Origin of the sequence: Helicobacter rappini, assembly GCF_900198625.1 — a bacterium.
GTDB classification, from domain to species: domain Bacteria; phylum Campylobacterota; class Campylobacteria; order Campylobacterales; family Helicobacteraceae; genus Helicobacter_A; species Helicobacter_A rappini.
On sequence record NZ_FZPK01000018.1, the window covers coordinates 46,747 to 73,174 of the forward strand.

At 35.5% G+C, this 26,428-nt stretch carries 21 protein-coding genes; 17 read left to right on the plus strand and 4 right to left on the minus strand.

The window, feature by feature from the left end; all coding sequences use genetic code 11:
- Positions 1-160: 160 nt before the first annotated feature.
- Together C6H17_RS04800 and C6H17_RS04805 are read left to right on the plus strand one after the other, a co-directional pair.
- Positions 161-499, plus strand: a complete 339-nt coding sequence (locus C6H17_RS04800; protein WP_005216988.1) for a TM2 domain-containing protein — start codon at positions 161-163, stop codon at positions 497-499.
- Positions 500-552: 53 nt separating this feature from the next.
- The gene (locus C6H17_RS04805; protein ID WP_005216987.1) at positions 553-870 is read left to right on the plus strand and encodes a hypothetical protein; all 318 of its coding nucleotides are present in this window, start codon (positions 553-555) and stop codon (positions 868-870) included.
- Positions 871-1,254: 384 nt separating this feature from the next.
- Here the strand turns inward: C6H17_RS04805 and hypD are convergent, their stop codons facing one another.
- The 3 genes from hypD to C6H17_RS04825 form a co-directional block, all read right to left on the minus strand.
- Entirely contained in the window at positions 1,255-2,361 is a 1,107-nt protein-coding gene (gene hypD, locus C6H17_RS04810; RefSeq protein ID WP_005216986.1) for a hydrogenase formation protein HypD, read from the minus strand.
- Positions 2,362-2,674: 313 nt separating this feature from the next.
- Positions 2,675-3,532 (minus strand): HDOD domain-containing protein, encoded by an 858-nt coding sequence (locus tag C6H17_RS04820; RefSeq protein WP_004088446.1) that lies wholly within the window; start codon positions 3,530-3,532, stop codon positions 2,675-2,677.
- Positions 3,533-3,857: 325 nt separating this feature from the next.
- On the minus strand, positions 3,858-5,408 hold the full coding sequence (locus C6H17_RS04825) for a flagellin A (protein ID WP_004088448.1): 1,551 nt from the start codon (positions 5,406-5,408) through the stop codon (positions 3,858-3,860).
- Positions 5,409-5,803: 395 nt separating this feature from the next.
- Here C6H17_RS04825 and C6H17_RS04830 point away from each other — a divergent pair, with 395 nt between their 5' ends.
- The 10 genes from C6H17_RS04830 (at position 5,804) to C6H17_RS04875 (ending at position 18,700) form a co-directional block, all read left to right on the plus strand.
- Positions 5,804-6,646: a metal ABC transporter permease gene (locus C6H17_RS04830; RefSeq protein WP_020995481.1), complete on the plus strand. Its 843-nt coding sequence runs from the start codon at positions 5,804-5,806 to the stop codon at positions 6,644-6,646.
- A gap of 2 nt (positions 6,647-6,648) precedes the next feature.
- Positions 6,649-6,894 (plus strand): hypothetical protein, encoded by a 246-nt coding sequence (locus C6H17_RS04835; protein ID WP_004088451.1) that lies wholly within the window; start codon positions 6,649-6,651, stop codon positions 6,892-6,894.
- 155 nt (positions 6,895-7,049) lie between these two features.
- Positions 7,050-9,002 (plus strand): acetate--CoA ligase family protein, encoded by a 1,953-nt coding sequence (locus tag C6H17_RS04840; RefSeq protein WP_005216980.1) that lies wholly within the window; start codon positions 7,050-7,052, stop codon positions 9,000-9,002.
- 237 nt (positions 9,003-9,239) lie between these two features.
- Positions 9,240-10,094 (plus strand): 16S rRNA (cytidine(1402)-2'-O)-methyltransferase, encoded by an 855-nt coding sequence (gene rsmI, locus C6H17_RS04845; protein ID WP_020995480.1) that lies wholly within the window; start codon positions 9,240-9,242, stop codon positions 10,092-10,094.
- Positions 10,095-10,201: 107 nt separating this feature from the next.
- A complete protein-coding gene (locus C6H17_RS04850; RefSeq protein WP_005216977.1) occupies positions 10,202-11,356 on the plus strand; it encodes a hypothetical protein in 1,155 nt (384 codons plus the stop codon).
- 149 nt (positions 11,357-11,505) lie between these two features.
- Positions 11,506-12,495 (plus strand): UDP-3-O-(3-hydroxymyristoyl)glucosamine N-acyltransferase, encoded by a 990-nt coding sequence (gene lpxD, locus C6H17_RS04855; protein WP_005216976.1) that lies wholly within the window; start codon positions 11,506-11,508, stop codon positions 12,493-12,495.
- Between the two features lie 242 nt (positions 12,496-12,737).
- Entirely contained in the window at positions 12,738-15,059 is a 2,322-nt protein-coding gene (locus C6H17_RS04860) for a metallophosphoesterase (protein ID WP_005216975.1), read from the plus strand.
- Between the two features lie 21 nt (positions 15,060-15,080).
- Entirely contained in the window at positions 15,081-16,550 is a 1,470-nt protein-coding gene (locus C6H17_RS04865) for a chorismate-binding protein (protein WP_005216974.1), read from the plus strand.
- A gap of 150 nt (positions 16,551-16,700) precedes the next feature.
- Positions 16,701-18,035: a tRNA (N6-isopentenyl adenosine(37)-C2)-methylthiotransferase MiaB gene (gene miaB / locus C6H17_RS04870; RefSeq protein WP_005216973.1), complete on the plus strand. Its 1,335-nt coding sequence runs from the start codon at positions 16,701-16,703 to the stop codon at positions 18,033-18,035.
- 8 nt (positions 18,036-18,043) lie between these two features.
- A complete protein-coding gene (locus tag C6H17_RS04875; RefSeq protein WP_005216971.1) occupies positions 18,044-18,700 on the plus strand; it encodes a lysophospholipid acyltransferase family protein in 657 nt (218 codons plus the stop codon).
- Between the two features lie 163 nt (positions 18,701-18,863).
- Here the strand turns inward: C6H17_RS04875 and C6H17_RS04880 are convergent, their stop codons facing one another.
- Positions 18,864-19,541 (minus strand): suppressor of fused domain protein, encoded by a 678-nt coding sequence (locus C6H17_RS04880; protein ID WP_005216970.1) that lies wholly within the window; start codon positions 19,539-19,541, stop codon positions 18,864-18,866.
- A gap of 298 nt (positions 19,542-19,839) precedes the next feature.
- On the opposite strand from C6H17_RS04880, the gene C6H17_RS04885 reads away from it, so the two are divergent.
- From C6H17_RS04885 to C6H17_RS04905, 5 genes are all read left to right on the plus strand, one after another.
- Positions 19,840-22,536: an ATP-dependent Clp protease ATP-binding subunit gene (locus C6H17_RS04885; RefSeq protein ID WP_005216968.1), complete on the plus strand. Its 2,697-nt coding sequence runs from the start codon at positions 19,840-19,842 to the stop codon at positions 22,534-22,536.
- Between the two features lie 314 nt (positions 22,537-22,850).
- On the plus strand, positions 22,851-24,137 hold the full coding sequence (gene tolB / locus C6H17_RS04890) for a Tol-Pal system protein TolB (protein WP_005216965.1): 1,287 nt from the start codon (positions 22,851-22,853) through the stop codon (positions 24,135-24,137).
- Between the two features lie 58 nt (positions 24,138-24,195).
- Positions 24,196-24,897 (plus strand): OmpA family protein, encoded by a 702-nt coding sequence (locus tag C6H17_RS04895; protein ID WP_020995479.1) that lies wholly within the window; start codon positions 24,196-24,198, stop codon positions 24,895-24,897.
- A gap of 31 nt (positions 24,898-24,928) precedes the next feature.
- A complete protein-coding gene (locus C6H17_RS04900) occupies positions 24,929-25,861 on the plus strand; it encodes a tetratricopeptide repeat protein (RefSeq protein ID WP_004088481.1) in 933 nt (310 codons plus the stop codon).
- Between the two features lie 10 nt (positions 25,862-25,871).
- Positions 25,872-26,414, plus strand: a complete 543-nt coding sequence (locus tag C6H17_RS04905; RefSeq protein WP_005216961.1) for an FKBP-type peptidyl-prolyl cis-trans isomerase — start codon at positions 25,872-25,874, stop codon at positions 26,412-26,414.
- The last annotated feature ends 14 nt before the right edge of the window (positions 26,415-26,428 follow it).

Here is a 26,428-nt window from a genome sequence, read left to right on the forward strand (position 1 = left end):
TTTACTTCATATTTTTGCATTCTTAGCAACTCTATTTCATAAAATTTTTCATATTTTTATTATGTTTTATAATAATTGTAAATAAATGTTTAATAATGCTTGACTCGTTTTTTTTTTTTTGTAAAATCAACTTTCAATTTAGTTTAAGTAAGGAGAAACAATGGATCAAGGTCAGCTTATGGCACTTACTGCTACATGGGCTAATCTCTTGCCTGAAGGCACACTTGTTGGTGTGCAAGAAAGGCTAAAGAAATTGCCTGAAGACAAGTTAAGTATGCTTACAACAATTCAATTAAAAAATCCGACTACAGGGCTAATACTAGGTCTCATAAGTGTAGATAGATTCTATAAAGGTGACATAGGTTTGGGTATAGCAAAGATATGCACTTTTTGCGGATTTGGTATTTGGTGGCTTGTCGATTTATTTCTTGTGCCAAAAGGCATTAAAGTAGATAATCTCAATAAGCTCAATATGATGCTTATGCAGCTTGGCGTGTAGCTTTTGTTAGGTTTTTTGTTTAATTTTAATTTTTTAGTTTGAAAGGATATAGTATGAAATTGTATAAAATTGCGAGTTTATGTGTAGCAGGATTTTTTATCGTTGGTTGTGGCAGTGGTATGCCGACTTGTAAAGGTGATGATACTACGAGAGTTTTGGAAAAGATTTTTAAACAACAATTTGGAGACAGTGTTAAAGTGAGTTTTGATGGCTTTGCAACAAATGAGACGAATGAAGCAAAAAAACAAGTTACATGTCAGGTTATGGCAAAAGTAACACATACAGCAACAGGTCGAAGCGAAGAAGATACGATACATTACACAGCAAGGCATACAGATGATGGACAGATATATGTTGAAATAACACATTAATTCAACTAAAAGACTTAAATTTCACAGCATAAGTCTCTCTTCTTCCCTTCCTTCTTGCATATCGCGGCAATATTTGCCGTGATATTATTCTTTCCATATAATAGATTTGGTCGTATTTAAATGCTATTACAAAGTTGTTGTATTGTGTTATGTGATTTGATACAAGTTTTCTATTTTGAAATCATTATGTATTGCCATATTGCTTGAATCTATTCGCAAAGATTCTATAAAACTTGATTATAACGATTCCTATTATAAAGTTTTTAGCGTAAAGATTCTAATCAAGGATTTTATTATATAAGCTTTGCTATCTAAATAGATTCTATCGTATAAGAATCTATTCAATAAAGACCTTTAATATACAAAGATTCTAATACATTAGAATCACTGCAACACACCATATTTATAATACGCCGCACAAGCACCCTCACTGCTTACCATGCAGCTTCCCATAGGCTTTGTTGGCGTGCAAGATTTACCAAAAACTTTGCAATCTTTTGGCATAGCAAGTCCTTTTAGAATCTCACCGCAAAGGCAATGCTTTGACTCTTTAACCTCTACCTCTTCGAGATTAAAATGAATCTCTGCGTCAAACTTTTGATATTCCTTTTTTAACCTTAAACTTGAGTTGGGGATAGCCCCTAGCCCCCTCCATACAAAGCTTGGGGCGACTTCAAAATAAGCATTTGTCATCTCTTGTGCCTTAAGATTTCCCTCCATGCTTACAGCACGAGAATATTGCATAAAGACTTCATGCTTTCCTGCGAGTTTTTGCTCTACAATATGCAAAATACTCTCAAGCATATCCACTGGCTCAAAACCGCTTACAACGATTGGAATCTTATAATCATTTGCGAGTGGCACATAGATTTTAGAACCGCTTATAACACTCACATGAGATGGGGCGATAAGGGCATTTACCTTTGCTCTTTTATCATCAAGGATAGCACGCACGGGTGGAGGCACTAAAACATGGTTAATATGCAAGAAGAGATTCTCTAATCCCATGTTGATAGCACGATTAAGTAACGCTGCAGTCATTGGCGTTGTCGTTTCAAAACCTATGGCAAAATACACGATTTTTTTGCTTGGATTCTCTTTTGCAATTGCTAGGCAATCAAATGGGGAATATACAAACCTTACATCAGCACCCCTTGCACGCGCATCAGCTAAAGAGCCAGAAGCCCCCGGCACTTTAATCATATCACCAAGTGTGAGTAAGATGACATCAGGCATCATGGCGAGTGTGTAGGCTTGTGAAATGCGTGATTTTGGCATGATACACACAGGGCAGCCCGGCCCATGTATGAAAGAAATGTTTGTAGAATCTAAAAGGCTTTTTAAGCCATATTTCATAAGTGTATGTGTATGTCCGCCACAAACTTCCATTATATAAAGCTTTTCTTGCAGGTTTTGTGAAATCTTATTAATTTTACTGCTTAATGCTTGTATATGTTTTGTATCTCTATAAGGATTAATAAAATCTTGCATAATAAACCTTGTAAATAGGAATAGAATTAGATTCTATATTAGATACTTCGGCTAACGCCTCAGTATGACAATTTGTTATGGATCTAGACTCTTGTCATATTGAGTACGCAAACACGAAATATCTTTTCTAGATTCTATATTAGAATCTTGTTTAGACTCTTTTATCATTTCCAAGTCTTTAGATGTTTCGCTACGCTCAACATGACAAATATTAGAATCTAGACTCTATAAATTGCACCCTAAACCCCGCAACCCACCCAAATCTGGTTAGGAATATAGAATCTTATGCGGTAAAACCGCTAAAAAGTGGGGATTAATACACGGCGACACTTAAATTGATTTTTGCTTCATGTGGTAGTTTACTTTTAAAATTATCAAGGTCAAATTTAATACCTTGTGATGCTGCCTCTTGTATTAAAGCGACTGCTTCATGCACATTATATGGGCTACCACCTTGATATGGCTCAAAGATTCTGTTTGCAATAGCAAGTGCATAAGAGTTTTTCTTCACATGATCGGAAGCTGCATGTGGTGCGGTAATATAGGCAAGACTTTCAATCAAATCTTCATCAAATTTCCAATGATTGAAAAGAAAACCCGAAAATGATAAATGATCTGTGCCAAAAAATTCATTTTCTACAAATGAAATATTTTGATAATTATTTTGTTTGATGAGTTCTAAAAACTCTTTATCCTTTTTTTGTTGTATAAGCATACTTGAAAATAGAATCATGCCAAGACGCAAAAGCATAACGCAGGGGACAAGCTCTTGTGCTAACTTCTTATCTTCATCGCCTAGCCATTCGGTAACAAAATTTGCCTCTTCGCTAGAATTGCGTAAAAATGTCTGTGTATCCAAACCATAAGGGGCGACATTAATCGTTAGCTTACCTTTTAATGAATTAGCAATAGCAATATTTTTTATATTTGTTACACCTAAAAGTGCAACTACTTGATTGATTGTAGAGATTTCGCGTGAGAATCCATAATAAGGGGAGTTTGCCAAACGCAATAAATCAGCAGTCAAAAAAGGGTCTTGTGAAATGATATTAACCACTTCTTGCACACGCACATCAGAGCCAGACTTGTCGATATAGTTACGCAATTTCACCACGGTTTCTGGCAATGGCGGCAAGTTTTCGATAGTCTTGCTTAGTAGTTCATTCATCATGATAAGTTCCTTATGATTCTAAAATCCCATAAACTTTTAGCCTAATATTATAGCATAATTTATTTATATCAAAGTGTTTAGACCTATTTTTTTAGAAAATTCATTTTTCCCAAATCGCATAGCATAAGCATTCGTATTTTAGGTGTTTTTAACAATCTTATGTTGTATAGCTTGTAGTATTTTTTGAGTAAATGATGGTTTTTAGCGGGATAAAAATGTTACTTCGTTTCCATATTTGTGGGTATAGCATTACCCTTTTAAAAAGGGTAACTTATAAGGAGACAAAGTAAAAGTTAAGCAGGCTTAAGCCAAGCCCTAATAGCTACTATTGAAGTAAGCGGATAACATGTTGTTGCACAGCGTTTGCTTGACTCATCGCATAGCTACCAGATTGAGCTAAGATATTAAGCTTATTAAAGTTTGCAGATTCTTGAGCGAAATCCACTTCTCTAATTTGACTTTCAGCCGCTTTAACATTTACTTGTGTTACAGAAATGTTATTCACGGTTGAAATCATTTGCCCTTGAACAGAACCTAAATCTGCACGGATTCTATCTAGAATCTTAGTCGCAGATTCAGCAATATCCATAACAACCATCGCACCTCTTAAAGTCATAACACCAGCACCAAGGGCTGCACCACCACTCGCAACAACAGAGTTAAAGTTTGCACCAGCTGCTGATTTAACATCTTTGTTAAACTCACCCATAGTATCACGCAAATTCACAACCGTTTTAGCAACTTGTTGGTTATCAAAGCCAATCGCCTTATAAAGTCCTTTTGCATCAGCAGCAGACATTACCACAATATCCCTTGCATCAAGTCGTGTCAAAGACAATCGTCCATAGTTTTCAGAACCCTTACCTTCAAGCTTTTGACCGCCATTCATAGAAGTAACTGAAAGTGGTGGGACTTTACCATCTTGCCCTTTTTCATTCGCACCCATAGAGATTTTAATACCACGACCATCAACACTTCGCAAGTTTAGTCGCCCTCTCTCATCTGTGTAGGCTTCAACACCTGTTTGGTTTGTTACCGCGTTGAATGCTTGCACCAAACGACCATCAGAGTCACCAGCTTTAATGTCATTAATATCACCAATTGTGATACCATTAATGATAACCTTTGACATTGTTCCTGATTTTACCATAGCATCAGAAGTTGAGATAACATTTGCTACCGCTCTAATACCTGTTTTATCAGAGTTTTTATTGATAACTTCAGCTAACACGCCAATACCTGTGCCAACGCTTGTAGAGATTTTAACAGATTGTAATGACACATCATTCACACCATCTACATTTTTAAATGTAAGCTTAACTGTGTTTGCTGCTGTGATTAACCCACCTGTCGCAACTCTTACTTGCCCGATTTTATCACTTGTTGTTGCACCAATTGAAGCCTTAATAGATTCATTTGAATAAGCACCAACCTGAAACTCTTTGTTTGTAAAAGCACCAGATAGCAACTTCTGACCATTGAAAGAAGTAGTATTTCCAATCATATCAAGACCTTGAATAAGTCTTGTAATATCTGATTGAATTGCTCTTCTTGATTCAGTAGTTTGTCCATCTTGTGCTGCTTGTGTAGCTTTCACTTTCACAGTGTCAAGAATTTTAAGCTGCTCGTCCATCGCTTTATCAGCAATTTGGATAATCCCCATAGCATCATTTGTGTTGCTAATCGCTTGTCCCAATGCACTTGCTTGACTTCGCAAACTATCTGCGATAATCATACCAGAAGCATCATCTGCTGCCTTGTTGATTCTCAAACCTGAACTTAACTTTTCCAAAGAATCTTTCAAACCTCTTTGGGTAACAACTGTATTAACATGTGCGTTTAACGCGTTTATGTTAGTATTTACTTGAAAAGCCATCTTATGCTCCTTAAATGTTAGATGTCTTTAGGTCTTTCTTGTCTTGTTGCAAACTAAATCGGCATTTTTTATTTTTTTGTTGAGTGTTTTTTAAAAATTGCATGTTTGACTTACGCATAATCCAGGATTTAGCCCATCAATAGCGAGTTTTATGGCATATAAAAAAGCATTTACTTGTTTGGTTCAAAATAATGCAGTTATGTTTTTAAAAGTGTGTTGATGAGTTTTATCCTTTCATGCTTGGACTTTAAACATTTGCTTAAGAAGTCTTCTGTGGGGGGGGGGGGGGTAAGTGTATAAGTCATTGTAGCCTCTAGATTCTAAAATAAATCTTTGCGGATAAAAATTCGCTTTAAAAGATTATAATACGCACATCTTACAAAATATAGGACATTATGCTAACAACTTTAGAATCTTTTCTGCAAGCCATTATGCAATATAGCTTTTTGCAAAACGCCTTACTTGCTATTGTGCTTATTAGCGTAATTGCTGGGATAATTGGCTCTTTGCTTGTGTCAAATCGCATTGTATTTGTTGGTGGCGGTGTCGCTCATTGTGCGTATGGTGGGATTGGCATTGCGTTATTTTGCGGTTTTTCTGTGTTGCTTGGGGCAAGTATCAGTGCGATTATTGTGGCATTTAGCCTTGCGTTTGTGCAGAAGAAATGGGATACACATATTGATACTTTTAATGCGATATTGTGGGCGCTTGGCATGTCTGTGGGCGTGGTGTTTATGAATCTTAGTCCAAACGCAAATGCCGATATGGAATCTTATCTCTTTGGCTCACTTATTAGTGTGGATATAGAATCTTTGTTGCTTATGGGCGTGTTTGATGTGATTTTGCTGCTTTTTGTTGGTATGTATTATAAAGAGATTCTAAGCGTGAGTTATGATTCTGTGTTTTGTCAGTTGCGTGGGCTTCATACAAATATCTTTACACAAAGCATTTTTGTATTTATTGCCATTGGGATCATTCTTAGTATGCAAATATCGGGTTTAATCCTTGTATTAGCCATGCTTTCTATCCCTGCGTATATGGGAAATATTTTTGCAAAAACGCTCAAAACTCAAATGCTTTTTGCTGGAATCTTTGCGTTATTGTTTATGGTTATTGGCTTATTTCTTGCTTATGCTTATAATATTATGCCCGGTGCAGCTATCACTTTTGTTGGCACGATTTGCATTATTTTGGTGCATTTATGTAGATGGTTTTTGGGATATTTACAAAAAGGATAGATATGGATTCTGATATAAAGGCATTGCTAGAGCAAGTAAAGAGTTTGCAAAATGAGCTAGACGCACAGAAAAAGACTACAAAAAATGCATTGAAACTTAGCATAGGCGTTGGCATACTCTGCTTTTTCTTTGTTGCGCTAAATCTTAGCATACTCTTCACTATTGCAGGTGGTGTGGCAGGAAATGAACGCAAAGTGCAATCATTACAAACACAAATAGAGAAAATGCAAAATATTGGCGAAAAATAATTTTTGATATATCACATTCATATTTACAAGCTCTGTATAACAAATTGAGTAAAAAAGAAAAACAAAATCATAAATTACATAAGAATATCATATAACACTGCTGCTTTATGTTTATTCTGCATTACAATTAGCTTTATTCTACAAAAGGAGCAGATATGCAAAATCATACATTAAGCGAAAGTGAGCTTTATAGCTTTTTAGGTAAATATGGGATAAAAACACCAGCATGTAAAAGCGTGGGTTTGAGTGAAAAAATCACATTTGATGCTTTCCCAGCTGTTATAAAGATACAATCGCCAAAGGTAGTGCATAAAAGCGATGTAGGTGGTGTGATACTCAACCTTACAAGTAACGATGAGCTAGAGAAAGCAAGGGAACAAATCATTGCAAATCTTAAAAAGCACAATATTGAGCTTGATAGTAATGATGGCTTTATCATCACGCAAATGGTATTTGGCGAGGAGCTTTATATTGGAAGTGTGGAAGATTCTACCTTTGGGAATGTTATCTTATTTGGCAAGGGTGGGATCTATCTTGAGCTTTATAAAGATGTGTGCTATATAGAATCTAATGCGAGAGAAGATGAGATTAAAAGGGCTTTAGCTACGACAAAAATAGCAAAGCTTTTTGATGGTTTTAGAGGCTTTGACTATAAGATTGAATGGGTGATTAATCTTGTTAAGAGTGTGCAAAAAATGTTGCAAGAAAATGAGATAAAAGAGCTTGATATAAATCCCTTAAAGCTTACAAAAGATGGCTTAGTTGCAGTCGATGCTAGAATCTTAAAAGGCAAACTAGAATATAGCGAAATACAAAGAGAAAAAAAGAGACCAGACTTCTTAAAGAATGAGCGAGTAGTGATTGTTGGGGCAAGCACGGAAAAGGGCAAAACGGGCTACACGATAGCTAAAAACGCACAAAGCTTTAAAGGTGAGTTACTTTATGTCAATGCAAAAGGTGGGGAGCTTTTTGGTAAGAAATTATATAAAAGTGTGAGTGAGATTGAGGGCGATATTGATACTGCTGTGATTGTGATTGGTGCGAAATTTGTTATCCCTACAATCCATGAGTTAGTCAAAAAAGGGCTAAAAAATCTCATTATTATTACCGCAGGATTCAAAGAAAGCGGACATGATGCAGAAGAAGAAGAGATTGGTAGACTAGCAGCAACGCATAACTTCAATGTCATTGGTCCAAATTGTCTTGGATTCTATGCGAATGAAGAGAAGCTAAATATCACCTTTGGAACAGGCATGGTGCATGATGGAAGTCATGCGTTTGTATCACAGAGTGGTGCGGTTTTAGCAAGTCTCATGGATAGGGCAGCAGAGCTTGGACTTGGATTCTCACATTTGATTAGTGTTGGGAATGCGGTGGATTTAAGAAGTGCTGAAATCATTCCTATGCTAAATAATGCGAAAAGTTGTGAAAGCATTGCATTGTATTTAGAGGGTGTGGCACGCGGTAAATCCTTGTGTGAGAGCATTAGAAATTGCAATAAGCCGATATATCTTTTCAAAGCCGCAAAGTCTGAAGCCGCAAAAAAAGCCGCATTTTCACACACAGGCAATCTTAGTGGCAATTATGCTATGTTTAATGGAATCATGCAAAGCTTGGGTGTAAAAGTTGTCAATACTCTAGATTCACTACTTTTTGCACCATTATTTAAAGATGTGAAAAATATTGCAGTAATCACAAATGCAGGAGGTCCGGGAACCGTTTTAACAGATGCAATAGCTGCAAGAAAAAAGGAATTATATGAGCTTAATGATGCACAAAAAAGTGAGCTAGATTCTGTCCTGCCACCAATGTGGTCGCATAATAATCCAATCGATGTAATAGGCGATGCCCTGCCTGATAGATATGAGAGTGCCTTAAAGATTGTAGATACTTTTCCAAATCTTGATTTAATCTATATGCTTATCACACCGCAAGATATGACTGATGCACTAGGCACGGTTAAGATTCTAAAGCAATATACATTCAAGCATAAAGTTGTGCCAATTTTACTTGGTGGCGAAAATGTAAAAGAAGCGAGGGAGTATTGCTTGAAAGAGGGAATTTTATACTTTACAAGTATCGCGCAAGCATGTGAATTTTTAGGATAGATTCTGTGCCGTATCATCTATTTTAACTTTAGGCGATATAGCTTTGTTGTCATTCTTTATAGAATCTTGTATGATTTTGCAAAAACACCAAATACAAGATTCTGAAATAGAATACATTGCAAAAAAGCCGCTATAAGTCTTACATTACATTACTACAAAAATAATCGCTAAATCTTAAAGTTTAATGATAATAATTAGAGTTTGCAAATTAAATATTTGTGTCTAAAAAGGATCGTTATGCTATTTTTTGTGCCTACGCCAATAGGGAATCTACTTGATATATCATTACATACGCTTATGGTTTTTAATAAATGCAAAGTCATCTTATGTGAAGACACACGCGTAACAAAGAAATTACTCACTCTATTATTACGCAATGATTTTATACAGCAAAATTATCCAAATATAAATCCACAAGAAAAGCACTTCATAAGCTTTCATAGTCATAATCAAGATGAGTTTTTAAGGAATGCTAATAAAGATTTTTTCACACAAGATATTGCCTTTTGCACAGATGCGGGTATGCCAAATATTAGCGATCCGGGGGCATTACTACTTCGGTATGTGCGAGAGAATAATATAGAATATGAAGTGGTGCTTGGCGGGGGTGCATTTAGTCATGCGTTTGTGTGTAGTGGATTAGAGGGGGCATTCTACTTTGGTGGCTTTTTAGCCCATAAGCAACAAGAGCGACAAAAGCATTTAAAATCCTTACTTGAATATCACAATACAATACATATAATCCTTTATGAAAGCCCCAAAAGACTTAGAGAATCTTTAAGTGATATAGCCTTATTTATGCCAGATTCTACACTTTTTGTATATAAAGAACTCACAAAGTTATATGAGAGAGAAATCATAGGCAGCCCACAAGAAATACTTGCTAAATTGCCAAATAATATTAAGGGGGAATACTGCATAATTATCCAAAAAGATTCTAAAAACTCTTTAAAAGATTCTAAAGAAAAGATTCTAAGGTTAAGTAAAGATGATATTTTAGCCCTTGATATACCACCAAAACAAAAAGCAAAGCTACTCGCACAAGTGAGTGAAAAAAGCATAAAAGAATGGTATGCAATATTAACACAATAGCAAACACAAGAGAAAAAGCAATGAAGTTTTGGCTTTTTATGATAAATTAAGTTGAATTTTTATACAATTTAAGATAGTATTCTACAATCTTGTAAAAAAGGAAAAGTATGTTGAAGTTTAAAGGTTTTAAAAGCGGTTTAAAAGGTAAAAATACTGATAGTCGCACTCTTGTAAATGGCGGTATGAAAGCTATGGTGTGTGCTTTTACACTGGGTGGGTTATTAGCTTCGTCTGCGTATGCTGGTGGTAAAGCTGATGATTATATGAGAGTGTCTATCTCAAGCATGTTCGATCATGCCAATAAGTTTGAGTGTGAAGGTGGCGATAGGACTGCGATATGTAAGACTGACCGCTATGAGATTGGTAATACAAATGGCTTTGTATTGCGTGATTATAGATACACGCTTGATTATAAAGATTCACGCGTGATTGAGAGAGTAAGCGGAAAGATTGAAGCACCTAGTAATTATGACTTAAAGCCATTTGTGCCAAAGTCTTTTCAATGCTCTGATTTCACTCAAATCCACAATGATAAAAAGCAAGTGAATGAACAGCTTGTTTGCACGATAGATAGCGACTCATATAAACTCAATATTCGCTTGAGAGCAAAAGCTGATTCATCTCTATTTGCTAATGTAGATTCTATGTCTTTATTGCAAAAAAGCACAGCGTTTTGGGATAAAATGTTAAGAGAAGTAGCAAACACAAAAGATAAAAAGCAACTAGCTGAAAGGATGGATAGTTTTAAAGATATATTAAGCAGTATTGATGTGAATCTTTATGGTGTAGATATTGCTATCACAAAGCCACAATTACCACAGAAAATCTATGAGCATATTTTTGCTGATATGATTGATGATTCTAGTGAAGCTTCAGATTATGCAAATAAAAGATATAATCAACTCGCACATACACTTTATAACTCTGGTGTAGGTTATATATATGGCAATGCGATGGGCTATGTGTGGGGCAATGACGCGATTGATGAACGCACAAAAGAAAGTCTCAACAAACTTTTTGTAACGCTAAGAGATTCTGCTATGCTTGATTCTAATATCAAAACCGTGTATATCACACTGACAAATCGCACAAATAAAGGCTTTAATCTAGGTCGTGCTTATGATAAAATTACACAAGATACAAATAGATTTTATAAATTAGATAAAGAACAAGCAGGGCAAACTCTCAATCTATTTAATGGCGATGTGTTTAATAGATATAGAATCGAAGTTGGAGCTGCCCGCTTTAAGCAACATAACTAAAAGTAGTTACCCATTACAAAGTAACCTATCTTTTGTAAATAGGGCATGGATTAAACGCCATGCTTTAGTGATCTTTATTAAACTTTTATAGATATTTAAAACTAAGCATAATCTCCACACGACAATATAGACATAATTAAGGGAATCTTATGACACTAAGTGAAGCAATTAATAAGGCTTTTGGTAGCAATGCGGTATTGAAAAATGAAATTACAAATGATTTTATACTAGAAGGGTTAGCCCCATTAGAATCTGCTACTAAAAATCAAGTAAGTTATATACAACAAGACCAATACATTCAGGGCTTACAAGATTCTAAGGCTGGAGCGGTGCTAATTAGAGAATCTATAAAAGACAAAGTGCCAAACCATATACAGCCTCTTATCGTTGATAACCCACATTTAGCATTTGCCCTGCTTTCACAGCTTTTTGCAAAAGGCGATTTTATAGCAAGACCGCATGCAGATTCTAAAATCGACACAAGTGCATCTATCGCAGCAAATGTCGTGCTAGGTAAAAATGTAACTATCGGGGCAAATACCATGATTATGCCCGGCGTTGTGATCGCTGATAATGTGAGTATTGGGGCAAATTGCAAGATTTATCCAAATGTTGTAATTTATCGTGAAAGTGTGATAGGTGATAGAGTGCTTATCCATGCTAATAGTGTCATTGGTAGCGATGGCTTTGGATACGCGCAAAATGCACTTGGCGAACACACAAAGATCGAGCATAATGGACGCACAATTATTGAAGATGATGTAGAAATCGGTGCAAATAATGTAATAGATCGAGCTGTTTTTGGTGAAACTCGCGTTAAAAAAGGTAGTAAAGTTGGACATAGTTGCGTTATCGCACATAATTCTATTGTGGGAGAACATTCATTGCTTGTAGCACAAGTAGGCTTGGCAGGATCTACTACAACAGGACGAAATGTTGTGCTAGGCGGGCAAGTTGGCACAGGCGGACATGTGCATATCGGGGACTTCGTGCAAGTTGCAGGCAGAGGAGCGGTATCCAAAAACTTACCACCCAAAAGCAAATGGGGCGGTCATCCTATTATGCAGCTTGATGAATGGATGAAGTTTTATGTAAGTCTTAGACGCATGCTAAAAGAGAATAATCGGGCTGAAAAGTAACATTAATTCCATATCCTTGCAGTTTAACATGAGATTGATTTGAACTTCGACCAGACAGACACTTTATATATGCTGTATTCTCTGCTACTTGGGGGTGGGTGCAGAATACATAAAATATAGATTTCTCATATTCATAAGCAAGATAAGACACTTGGTATAAGAATTCAGAATCTCCCCTTAAAAATTCGTTATAATTGCTTATTATTTTTTTGTTTCATGGTAAAGAAAAAGGATATAAAATAATGCGGTATTTACTTGTAACACGCGGTATGCCTTTATGTGGGAAAACTACATGGATACAGCAATATAATTTAGAATCTTATGTATTGAATCCAAAGCATTTTCAGCGACTCTTACACGCACCTATGCTTGATGATTCTGGCAAATTTACACAGCCAAAGCAAAATGATAAGCTTGCGTATCAAATGCTTTTTACAGCCTTGCAGTCAAGAATGGAACGGGGTGAGTTTATCATTATAGAAGATTTGCATATATTAAAATCATACTGGAGTAACTACAAAGAAATGGCAAAGCATTATGCCTATGAAGTGCTTATAGTAGATTTTAGTCATGTGTCTTTTGAGATGATTTGTGAGAGAAACAGCACACAAAAAGACCCTTATACAAAAGAAGAGTTACAAACTCTCTATGAAACTATGAATAATGAAGAGATTCCCATTAAATGTAAGATTATAGCCCCAGATGAGATTAAAGCAATGCTAGATACAGAGTCTTATAATCTCAATGGCTACAAGATAGTCCATCACATAGGCGATATACATGGCTCATATCATGTATTGAAGCAATATCTAAAAGATATGAAAAATGATGAGTTTTATATCTTTCTTGGGGATTATATTGACAGGGGATTCCAAAATTATGAAGTGCTAGAGTTTTTAATGCAGATTATGGATAGAAAAAATGTATGTTTGCTTGAGGGTAATCATGAGAAATGGCTATGGGAGTGGGCAAATAATAGAGAGGTTGAGTCAAAAGAGTTTCGCTTTAGCACGCAGATAGAGTTAGAGCAAAAAGGCTTAGATAAAAATGATGCAAAAAAGTTGTATCTCAAATTAAAGCCCTATCTTTTCTACAAATTCCATGATAAAAGGGTGATTTGCACACATGGTGGAATCTCAAATATGCCAAAGCATTTAGTCCTGCTTAGTGCAGCACAAAGCATACATGGCGTAGGCTCATATCTTAATGCAAGCAGCATTTCACAGGCATTTGCATACAATACACCAGAGAATTTCTATCAAGTATTTGGACATCGTAATAAAACGGGGCTGCCTATACAGCTAAATGATAAAAACTTTATTCTAGAATCTCAAGTTGAGTTTGGGGGCTATTTACGCATATTGCAGTTAAATCAGCATGGCTTCACAGATAAAAGCTTGAAAAATACCATTTTTATCCCAAAAGAAGAGAAAGAAGCACAAAGAAAGCTGCAAAAATTTTTCGATCATCTTTTACATAACAAGCGATTTATATTGAAAGAAAACAGGGATTTTATCGGTGTAGAATATCCCTCAATCAAGCGACCAAAGGATTTAGTCGAGCTTATACACGCATTTTACCCCTGCATTATTGATACAAAAAAGTGGCAGTTTGTAGCAAGAGGATCTCATCTAAGCCAAGATAAAAACCCTTATTTTCAAGCAAATAAAGAGAGTGTCTTAGAGCATGTAAGATTTCCTTTACATATCACACAAAAGCTTTTTAGTAAGCAGTTTATCATCTCTTTTTACAACAATAACTTTTATATGTTTAAAGATTCTATAATGGAATCTAAATTGCCAAAATTCTTACGAGATAAAGATAAACAAAAAAAGCTTATAGAATATTTTAGGAATAAATCACATTCCATGCTTTTTGCTCAAACAAATAGAAATGAGATTTATCTGCTTAATATATTCCCCAATCTCACTCAAGCGACAGCCATGCCACAAAGCGAGAGAGAGAAAATCGCAGAAATACTTCATATAAAATCGCAAAAACTTCTCTTTACAATCAATAATAAAGAAGAATTTAAAACCTTTATAAAAGCGATCAATAGCTTTAATATGCGTATCGCTTCAAGCAAAACACTTCAAGTAAATAAAATAGATTCTAATGTGATTGATAAAAATAATGATTCTACAAATACAGCACAAGATAGCACAAACGCTACTTCAATAAACACAGAATCTGACTCTTTAGAATCCATGCCTTTAGAGCTACATATCTTAGAATCTAGTGCTTTAAACATACGCCCTAATGTATCTTTTAGTGGCTTTTATGTGGTTGATACTGAAGGCAACTATTTTACAATACAGACTTTATATAAGCATGAAATGCAGGTTTGCTTGGAGCTTGTTAAAGTGTGGCGTATGCGTGATGAGATTGCCCCTTTATCATGGGTGAATAGCCCATTTCGCCTTGCTTTTATGCGATGGTTTAGTGTCTTTGCTACGCAAAATGATTGGAAAAATATGTCAATATCATGGATACAAAATGCGTTTATACACGATTTAGTTAGCAATGAAAATGCTACACAGATTCTATATGATTTTACGATTTAATAGCTTTAAATAGGTAGATTTATGTTTGTTTTTGGAGATTATATCTACACAGATTCTAAACGCATTTTGCAAGCTTTTAGCTATGATGAGGTTATAGCATGTTTGCGTATCATGCAAAATCATACAAAAAGAAAAAAGAAGGGCTATTTTGTCGGCTATTTAACTTATGAATGCGGATTACTTTTACAAGATTCCTATTATGGTATGAAAGATGGTAAAAATCTAGATTCTAAACAACTTGAGCGAAGTGCGGGATTTAAGGCACAAACAATAGAGAATCAGGCAATAGAGAATCTAGATTCTAAAACTTGTCATACTGAGACTTTAGTCGAAGTATCTAAAGTTTTAGAATCTAAAAAAGATTTTTCAACTTTTGCAGCAACTCACACTTGCAAGAATATAGATTCTAAAAAATCCGCACCCCAATGCCCTACACCCGCCCAAGTAAAAGGAAATACAGAATCTAATCCCAGCACAAATAAAACAAATAACATAAAAGAACCACTTCTCTACTTTGAGCTTTTTTTAAAACGAAAGAAATTTAAACCAATCCAAAAAAAATATCAAAAAAATAAACTCTTTAATATAGTAAAACCCCTTGATAAAAAGCGATATAAACTCGACTTTTCACGCATTAAAGAGAATATAGAACAAGGGCATACTTATCAAGTCAATTACACACAAGAGATTCTATTATCCCCGCTATTAAAAAAGGATTCTTTTACTTACTTTAAGATTCTATCCAGTCGGCAAAACACACCCTATAAAGCCTATATCTCAAATAAACATGTAGAGATTTTATCCTTATCCCCAGAACTCTTTTTTCATTATAAAAATCACACTATCACAACACAACCTATGAAAGGCACAATAAAGCGTGCATTTATAGAGAAAAACAAAATAAAAAACGAAGTAAAGCCAAATCTAAAACTCTACAAGCAATATAAAAAGATTCCAAAAATAAAGGGCATTGATAGGGTAAGGGATTTTTCTAACCTTAAAACACTGCATTATGATTCTAAAAATCGCAGCGAAAATGTTATGATTGTAGATCTATTGCGAAATGATTTAAGTCGCATAGGACTGCAAGGAAGTGTGCGTGTCAAAGAACTATTTGCTATCCGCACCTATCCTACGCTACATCAAATGGTATCAACAATACAAGCAAAACTGCCAAAACACTATGGAATCATTGAGATTTTAAAAGCACTATTTCCATGCGGGTCTATCACAGGTGCGCCAAAATACAAAACCACGCATATAATCAGCGAGTTAGAACAGCGAAAAAGGGGGGTGTATTGCGGTACTATTGGTGTGATTAGCAAAAAAGAGTGCATTATGAGTGTGCCTATCCGCACACTTTATAAGCCCAAACAAGAAACATATTATCACTATGGTGTCGGTAGTGGAGTTGTATGGGAATCTTTGGCAGAAGAAGAATTTAGTGAATTGCAGTTAAAATGTAGGTTTTTGAGCGACATTAATTTTTAATCATTAGATTCTAAAACATAAAATCTACTTCATGTTTAAAATCACAAACAAAACTCCCATTAAGCTTTTAATAACACAAAGATTCTATAATTCTCTCGAACTTTATAAACAATTCATATAAATCTAACATAACCATAAGGAAATAATCTCATGCAGACAAAGACTAGCAATCCAAAGCTTTATATAGAAACATTGGGCTGTGCGATGAATGTGCGTGATAGTGAGCATATTATTGCAGAGTTGCAAGATAAAGAGGGGTATAGCTTGACTGCGAATATACAAGAAGCAGATCTTATACTCATTAATACTTGCTCTGTTAGAGAGAAGCCAGAACAAAAGCTATTTAGTGAAATAGGGCAATTTGCAAAGCATAAAAAAGATGGGGCAAAGATTGGCGTGTGTGGCTGCACGGCAAGTGCTATGGGACATGAGATTATCAAAAAATCGCCACATGTAGATTTTGTCTTAGGGGCTAGAAATATCTCTAAAATCACAAGCGTTATACACAAGCCAAAAGCAGTAGAGATTGATACAAGCTATGATGATAGCACTTATGTATTTTCAGATTCTAAGCAGAGTGGATTTAAGGCATTGCTAAATATATCCATTGGTTGTGATAAAAAATGTGCGTATTGCATTGTGCCTTTTACGCGTGGTAAAGAGATCTCTATCCCCTTTGATTTACTTTATCAAGAAGCAAATAAATTAGTTAAAAATGGTGTCAAAGAGATTCTATTATTGGGACAAAATGTAAATAATTATGGTGTGAGATTTAGCACACCGCATGAAAAGATTGATTTCACTACGCTTTTAAGAGAATTAAGCAAAATAGATGGCTTAGAGCGTATCCGCTTTACAAGTCCGCATCCTTTGCATATGAATGATTCTTTTTTAGACGAGTTTGCCTCTAATCCAAAGATTTGTAAAAGCATACATATCCCCCTGCAAAGCGGCTCAAATAAGATTCTAAAATCAATGAAGCGAGGCTATACACAGGAATGGTATCTAGACCGCATTGCATACTTAAAAAAGCAAAGCCCAAATGTAGGCATTAGCACGGATATTATCGTGGGCTTTCCGGGTGAAAATGATGATGATTTTAAAGAGACAATGAGCGTTTTAGAATCTGTGCGTTTTGATACAATGTATAGCTTTATTTACTCGCCGCGTCCAAATACTCTGTCGCATTCATGGGGAGATAAGGATAGCGTGCCAAAGGAAGTAGCAAAAGAGAGATTAGCGATACTGCAGCAAAGACACAGAGAGATTTTGCAGGAAAATAGCCAAAAAGAGCTAGGAAAGATTCATAAAGTGCTAATAGATTCTAATAAAAAATCACTGAGTGAGACTTTTAGTGAGGGCAGAAGCGATACAAATAGATTGATTAGAATTGAGAATGAATTCATCGATATGGGTGCTATTGTGGATATAGAGATTACAAAAGTTGTAGGTAGCACGCTTTTTGGTAAAAGCATAGAAAAGTGAGTATTTGAATGTCTTTTTTTGATAGATTCCTTACGCGAGAGCGACAGCAGAAGCTAAAACGCAGATACATACATAAAGTTATGCTATTTATCTCAAAAACTATCAATATAACATGCCCTAAAAGATTTCATATCACTGATTATGTAAGGGATCATAACTTTATTGCGTGCTTATGGCATGGCAATTTCTTAATGATGCCCTATCTTTACGCAAAGGCTAGAGAGATTCCAAATATGTGTTTAATCACTGCCGCACATAATGATGGGGCAATGGTGGAGCAGTATTTTGAGCAGTTTGGATTAGAATCTATACGCGGTAGCACAGGCACACATAAAGGTGGCACAAAGGCTTTGATACAAGCAGTTAGAGCTTTAAAAGAAGGCAAAGATGTAGCCGTTACCCCAGATGGTCCAAAAGGTCCATATAAAAGCATTGCAAATGGGATCTTACTCATGGCTATGCGAAGTGGTGTTGGAATCTGTGGTTGTAAAGTAAAGCCTAGTGCATATTGGGAGCTAAAGACATGGGATAAATTCTGCATTCCAAAGCCTTTTAGCCGCATTGACTATTATATACATAAGCCTTTATTTTTACCACAAGATATGGAGATTGATGAAGCAAAAAAGATATTGCAAGAATATATGAATGAGGTAGATGCTCTATGATAATGCAAGTTTTCAAATTGTTTTGCAGTGCAGCAATAAGATTCTATAAAAAATCCTAGTTTTTAGCCATAGATAAAAATCACTTTTAGAATTTAGTTAATCATTTTTATGATCTGTAAGCCGCAATCCCATTCTCCATAACAAATGGAGTTATTGCATAATCTCACACATAACTTTTTTGTCTATTCATATCAGTTGCAAGGTATGGATTATCATCTTGCATTTTGTAGATTAACTCTTGTATGCTTTTTTTATTATCATCTGCATTATCATATTGCATAATCCATTCTAGCTCTTTTTGTGTAATGCCTACGAGTTGTAGAAACTGGAGTTTGCCATGCTCTGTTGTAACGCCTTGTATCTCTGTATCATGCGTTACAATCATGGCGGTAATCAAGGATTTATCATCACGGCTAAGGGACTTGCCATCACCTGCGATAAATTGCAGATTCTCTAAATAGCTTTCTTGCGTGTTTGTAAAAAAAGCAAGATTTGCAAGCGTATTTAGCACCCATAGGCACTCTTCGGGCTTATTTGCCACAAGTTTAAAAGTCATCTCATAGCCCCAGCCACTCCATTCACCACCAAAAGATTCTTCATTTGCGTATAACTCACTCATACCATAGGTAACAATATGCTGATATTCATTCATAGAAGTGTAAATGCTGTAACCATCAAGGTATTGATCGCCACCAAGATTCGCACGGGAGGCAAGATTTGTAGCATAATGACGCGGTTTTTGGTCGCCATAAATTGCGCTAAAACAAGATTCAATAGCTTCCCAACCGGGTGAATAATCTGGATTTTTCTCTATTTGTTGTTTATATTCTTCTAAAGTCATGGCAAGTCCCCTAAACTCAAAGTGATTTATAACTACAATCATATAATATTTAAGCTGAAATTTTGTTGATTTTTATTTACTCATGTATTTTTCATACACTAGATTCCATGCGTTTTGAATAGTATAGAAACAAATATCTTTTTAAAAGGTTTAGTAGTATATATTTATATAACTTTATATCAATTAACTAAAGTTTTATTATATAAATACTATAAAATTTTAAAAAATTTAGCACTTGTTTATAAATATTGCTAAATTTATGCTATGATTTCAGCACATTTTATATAAGGAGTTTCTTATGAGTATTTTTGATAAATTGACAAACCAAATGAGAGAGATATTAAACAATGCGGCTCAATTTGCCATTACGCATAAAAATAATGAAACACAGCCCATTCACACATTGCTTGCCATGCTTGCAGATTCTAATATGCTTTTATATCAAGCATTGCAAAAAAATAATGAAAATATTAATGCCTTAATACAGAATCTCACACTTGAGATTGATAAATTGCCTAAAGTAAGCAATGCAAATACGCAAAATATGTCGCTTAGTAAATCATTGCAAGAAGCCTTGCAAAATGCCCTAAGCTTTGCTACAACACAAGGTGATAGCTTCATCGGTGTAGGTAGCTTTGTGAGAGCAAATCTTGATTCACATTTCAAAGATTTGCTAAAAAATATTGATAAATTAGAGTTAATCAATACGCTAAAAAATATGCGAAAAGGTATGAAAATAGATTCTCAAAGTAGTGATGACACTCTTGAAACGCTAGATAAATATGGCATAAATCTTAGCAAACTTGCCGCACAAAATAAGCTAAATCCAGTTATTGGCAGGAATGAAGAGATTGAGCGAATGATGCAAATCTTAATTAGAAAAACAAAAAATAATCCTATCTTGCTAGGAGAACCGGGCGTTGGTAAAACCGCAGTTGTAGAAGGACTAGCCATAAAAATAGCAAAAAAAGAAGTGCCACTATCCTTGCAAAATAAGCAGGTTATAGCCCTTGATATGACTGCATTAATGGCGGGGGCAAAGTATCGTGGCGATTTTGAAGAGAGATTGAAAGCGGTTGTTGATGAAGTGAAAAATAATGATGAGATTATATTATTCATAGATGAGATTCACACTATTGTTGGAGCGGGTGCGAGTGAAGGTGGCATGGATGCAGCAAATATTTTAAAACCCGCATTAGCAAGAGGAGAGCTAAGAACAATCGGGGCTACAACACTGAAAGAATATAGAAAATATTTTGAAAAAGATGCAGCCCTTGCAAGGAGATTCCAACCTGTAAATATTAATGAACCAAGTCAAAATGAAGCCTTGCAAATCATGCGTGGCATTAAAGAAAGCCTAGAGGCACACCATAATGTAAGCATTACCGATGGGGCATTAGTCGAGAGTGTGAAGCTATCAAGTCGCTATATCACAAATCGCTATTTGCCTGACAAAGCTATCGATTTAATCGATGAGGCAGCAGCGGAACTCAAAATGCAAATAGAATCTGAACCAAAAGCCATTGCAAAAGCAAAAAGAGATATTGAAGCATTAGAAGTTGAAAAGGTTGCCCTAAACCTTGACAAAAACGAACAGCACAATACGCGTTTGCAAGAGATAGAAAAAGAACTCATAGATTCTAAAGAAAAACTAAGCGGATTGCAAAGTGCCTTTGAAAATGAAAAGGCGATATTTAGCGATATTGCAAAAGTGAAAAATGACATAGAATCTTTGCGTAGAGAAAGCGAGATAGCACGCCGCAGTGGCGACTATGCAAGGGCTGGAGAGATAGAACATGGAAAGATTCCAAACGCACAAGCTGAATTAAAGAATCTTGAAGCAAAATGGCAGGATTTGCAAAAGAGTGGCTCACTCTTAAAACATGCTGTAACAAAAGAGAGTATCGCAGAGATTGTATCGCGTTGGACTCAAATCCCAGTAGGTAAAATGTTAGAATCTGAAAAACATAGAATCTTGCATATTGAAGAGAATTTAAAAGCAAGTGTGATAGGGCAAAACAAGGCAATTGAGAGCATTGCCCGTGCGATTAAACGCAATAAAGCAGGGCTTAATGATGCAAATCGTCCTATTGCTAGTTTCTTGTTTTTAGGGTCTAGTGGTGTTGGTAAAACACAGAGTGCAAAGGCATTAGCAAAGTTTTTGTTTGATAGTGAAAAAGAACTTGTGCGACTTGATATGAGTGAGTATATGCAAGAGATTGATGCGACAAAATTGACTGGAGCAGCCCCCGGCTATGTGGGCTATGAAGAGGGCGGAATCTTGACTGAAGCCATTAAAAGAAAGCCTTATAGTGTCGTGCTTTTTGATGAGGTGGAAAAGGCGCATCCAAAAGTCTTTAATGTGCTTTTACAAGTGCTAGATGATGGAAGATTGAGTGATAATAAGGGCGTTGTTGTGGATTTTAAAAACACAATTATTATCCTAACGAGTAATATAGGCAGTGAATTTATTTGCGAAGATTCTAAAGAAGTGGCAATGAAAAGAGATGATATTGCGGCTTTACAAAAAGCAATAAAAGAGGGCAATATAGAATCTAGAGAGAAATTAGAGAGAGAAAAAGAGATTCTAAACAGCTTAGTAGAAGCGCAAAGGGCTTCTCAAATGGAGAAAATCGAGCAAGAGTTAAAGAAATTTTTTAGACCAGAATTTCTAAATCGACTTGATGATAAGATTATTTTCAATGCTTTAAGTAGAGATGATATTAGAAATATTATTGATATTTTAACACAGCAAGTCGCCCTAAAACTTAAGGATAGAAATATCACACTTGTTTTAACAGATTCTATGAAAGATTATCTAGCAGATTCTGGCTTTGATCCCGTATTTGGAGCAAGACCGCTAAAAAGGGCAGTGCAAAGAGAGATTGAAGACAGACTTGCAGATTTAATCCTTAATGAAGAGTTAAGCGAACAAAGCAAGGTGATATTTGACATTGTGGAGAATAGCGTAAAAACGCAGGTGGTATCAATGTAGTGTAAAAAATCTTTGGTATGCCCTACCCTTTGGGGTGGGCTTACTGCAAAAACTATCCATACATTAAAAGAGAATCTTATTTTTTTCCTATCTATAGCAATAATAATTATAATATAACAAGTAAATTAACACGACATGAAAATAAACATGTTGTTTTGTAATAGCTAATCATATATTTACATGTATGCCCATAGCTATAAACAATTTTGCAATACAATGAGTAGTGTTTGTGGATTAAGCAGCGTTTTATTTTATGTTTTAACAATAAATTGCTATCATTCTACACGAACAATAAATTTAGCTAAGGAAGTGTAATGTATCGCTTTAGGTGTTTTTATGCAATATTTGCGTTTTGTGCAATGTTTGCCATGCATTCTGTGGGCTTATACGCGGAAGATAAAACAATTGTTGTAACAAGACAAACAGACAATATCCCAAATATTCAAGTTGTAAGTAGTGATGGTGCTGATAATACCATGGCAATATACAAAATGTTGGTGCAAGACTTAAAGACACTTGGGCATTTTAATGTATATTATGATGATACCTTGAAGACTGATATTTTGCAAAATAATCTTGCACTGCAGGATTATAAAAATAAAAATATGAATTTTATCGCACAAGTTTCACAAAAGAAAAAAGGTGGTAGTCTCATAGCCACCCTTAGCCTATATGAATATGCAAGTGGTAAGACCATCACAACAGAATATAGAGAAGATGAGATAGAACGCTATCCATTTATCGCCCATGCTATGGCGAGCTATCTTAATGATTATATCAAAGCACCAAATGCTGATTGGCTAAATCGTTATGTCGTTTTTTCAAATTATGTTGGTTCTGGTCGTAGCAATATTCTTATTGCAGACTATACCTTTACCTACCAAAAAACTATCATCAGTAATGGTCTCAACATGTTTCCAAAATGGGCAGATAGTAAGCAAGAAGAATTCTACTACACACTCGTAACGCATGAGGCGACCATATATAAATATAATATGTATAGTGGAAAAAACGAGAAAGTCATCTCAAGTCAAGGCATGGCGGTAGTGTCTGATGTGTCAAAGCATGGCGATAAGTTACTATTATCACTTGCTCCAGTTGGATTAAGCGATATTTTTTTATATGAAATAAAGAGTAAAAAGCTAACACAACTCACAAGGTATTCAGGCATTGATGTCAATGCACATTTTACCAATAATGAAAAAAGTTTTGTATTTGTATCTGATAGACTTGGGTATCCAAATATTTTCATGCAAGATCTTATGCCAAACGCCAATGTTACACAAATTGTATTTAAGGGACGCAACAATAGCACACTATCAACTTTTGGGCAATACATAGTGTATTCTAGTAGAGAAAGTGATGAAGAAACAGGGCTAAATGTATTTAATCTCTATTTAGTTTCAGCCCATAGCGACTATGTTCGTCGTTTGAGTAAAATAGGTACAAATAGAATCCCAGCGTTCTCTCATGATGGAGATTCTATCATGTTTTTACGCCAACAAAAAAATGAACAAGCAATTGGCATTATCCGATTATCAATTAACAAAAGTTTCCTTTTTCCACTAAAAAATGTAAAAATTCAAGCGTTTGATTGGTAATTTTTTTGTTTTTTTGATAGAATAGCAAAACATTTTTTTTGAGATTTAAGGAGATATCATGAAGTATTTGAAGCTTTCAAGTGTTTTACTTGCACTTTTTTTTGCGGTTGGCTGTGGTAGTAAAAGTGTAGAAAAGGATGGCAACACCACGCAGAAAACTACAGAGGTGCAACAAGAAGTTGATGGTCAAGAACCTGAAGAGGCAGTGGCAAATCCGGGCGGTGCAGGTTTGCCTGAAGGTGGTTTTATGCCTGATGGTGCTGTGAGTGGGGGAGATGGTTATGATGGCGGTGGTGATTCTGATTCAAGCGATCCGTATGCAGATAACAATGCTGGTGAAAATGGTATGTCTGGAAACTCCAATGGCGATACTGAAGAAGAGTATGCCGGAAATAATGAGGGCACAGCATATGGCGATGCTATCAAAGTAGATTCTCTCACTACAATTTATTTCGACTTTGATAGATATGACATTAGATCTGATATGAAAGACTATGTAAGGGCAAATGCTGATTTCATAAAAGAAAAAAATATTAAAGCGGTTGTATTGCAAGGCAATACCGATGAGTTTGGTGGCGATGAATATAACACAGCGTTGGGACTAAAGAGAGCCATATCAGTGCGTGATGCGCTTGTATTACAGGGGCTACCAAGAAATATGTTCTCAACAATCTCTTATGGTATGCACAAGCCAGTATGTAGAGAAAAAACTGCTGAGTGCTATGCGAAAAATAGACGCACAGATATAGTTGAGAAGTAATAAAAGTAACAACTTGGCTAGGGTTTTTGCAATGAGATTTAAGAAGTCTTTGTTAGCATTTGCTTCATTATCTGTATTACTCTATGCCGAACCTTCGGCATTTGAGTTGCAAAGTGGTGCTACAAAGAAGGATATGCGAGACCTTAAAGATATTGCGGATTTTACTCGTTCTGTTATTGGCGATTTTCAAAATAAAATTGTGAATCTGGAGCAAGCGGTTGATGGATTAAAAACCGTTTATGAAGGTATGAGTGCGACTTCAAGACAAGATAGCATTACAATTAAGAATCAGATAGATAAAATCCAAAATATTCAAGATATTGTAGATTCTTATCAAATGTCGCAAAAATCTCAAGCAGAGCTTGTTAAAAATTTGAAAGCCCAAGTTGAAGCAAATACAAAAAATATTGAGCAGATTAATCAAAAAATTGATAAATTGTCAGAAGCTTTTTTGCAAGCAAATGATGAGATTATAAAACAAATCCAAGTATTGAGCGAACAAGCCTTAGCATTGCAAAATAATATACAAGGTATCCAAAATCAGCCAGTCATAGATTCTATGCAAACAAGCAACAATATGCCAAAACAAGCGTATAATTTTTCACCTGATAATAGCAAGAATCTGAGTGAAGCAAAGAATCTCTTGCGTAAAAAACGCAATGAAGAAGCGAAGGCTTATTTTGAATATCTTATCGATCAGAAATTTGCAGTAGCAGAATCAAGTTATTATATCGGTGAGATATACTATGCAAGAAAAGAGTATAACGAGGCATTGCCTTATTACAAGACAAGTGCTAGTCTTGATAGTAAGGCGAGTTACATGCCGATTTTGCTATGGCATACCGCATGGTCATTTAAATATCTAAATGATTCAGATAATTATAGAAAATTTTTGCAAACCTTGGTTGCCTTGTTCCCCGAAAGCGAACAAGGTCGTAAAGCCCAAGATATTTTATCAAAATAGGAGATACATTATGATAGAAAATAACAATGTTGTGTCAATTAATTATGAAGTGCTTGATTCTCAAACGAAGCAGACAATTGATAGTAGCAAGGATAACAAACCGCTTGAATTTATTGTCGGGCAATCTCAAGTCATTGAGGGTTTAGAGCAACACATAAAAAACGCAAAAGTAGGTGATAAGCTAGAATTTAGCGTTGAGCCTGAACTTGCTTATGGTGTGCGTAATCCAGAACTTATGCAAGAAGTTGGCAGAGAACAATTTGGAGATATTGAGTTAGAAAAAGGTATGACTTTATTTGGTCAGGCTGAAAATGGTATGCCTGTGCAAGTCATTGTTGCGGATTTTAACGATACTTCTGTGCTTATTGATTATAACCATCCATTAGCAGGAAAGACTTTAGATTTTAGGGTTGAAGTGCTAAATGTAAGAGAGGCTACTGATGATGAGATTATAGCAAGTATGGGGGGTGGCTGTGGTTGCTCTAGCGGTGGCGGTCATGGACATGGTGGAGGTGGCTGCTGTGGCGGAGGTGGTTGCGGTTGTAGTCATTAAGCACATGACATAAA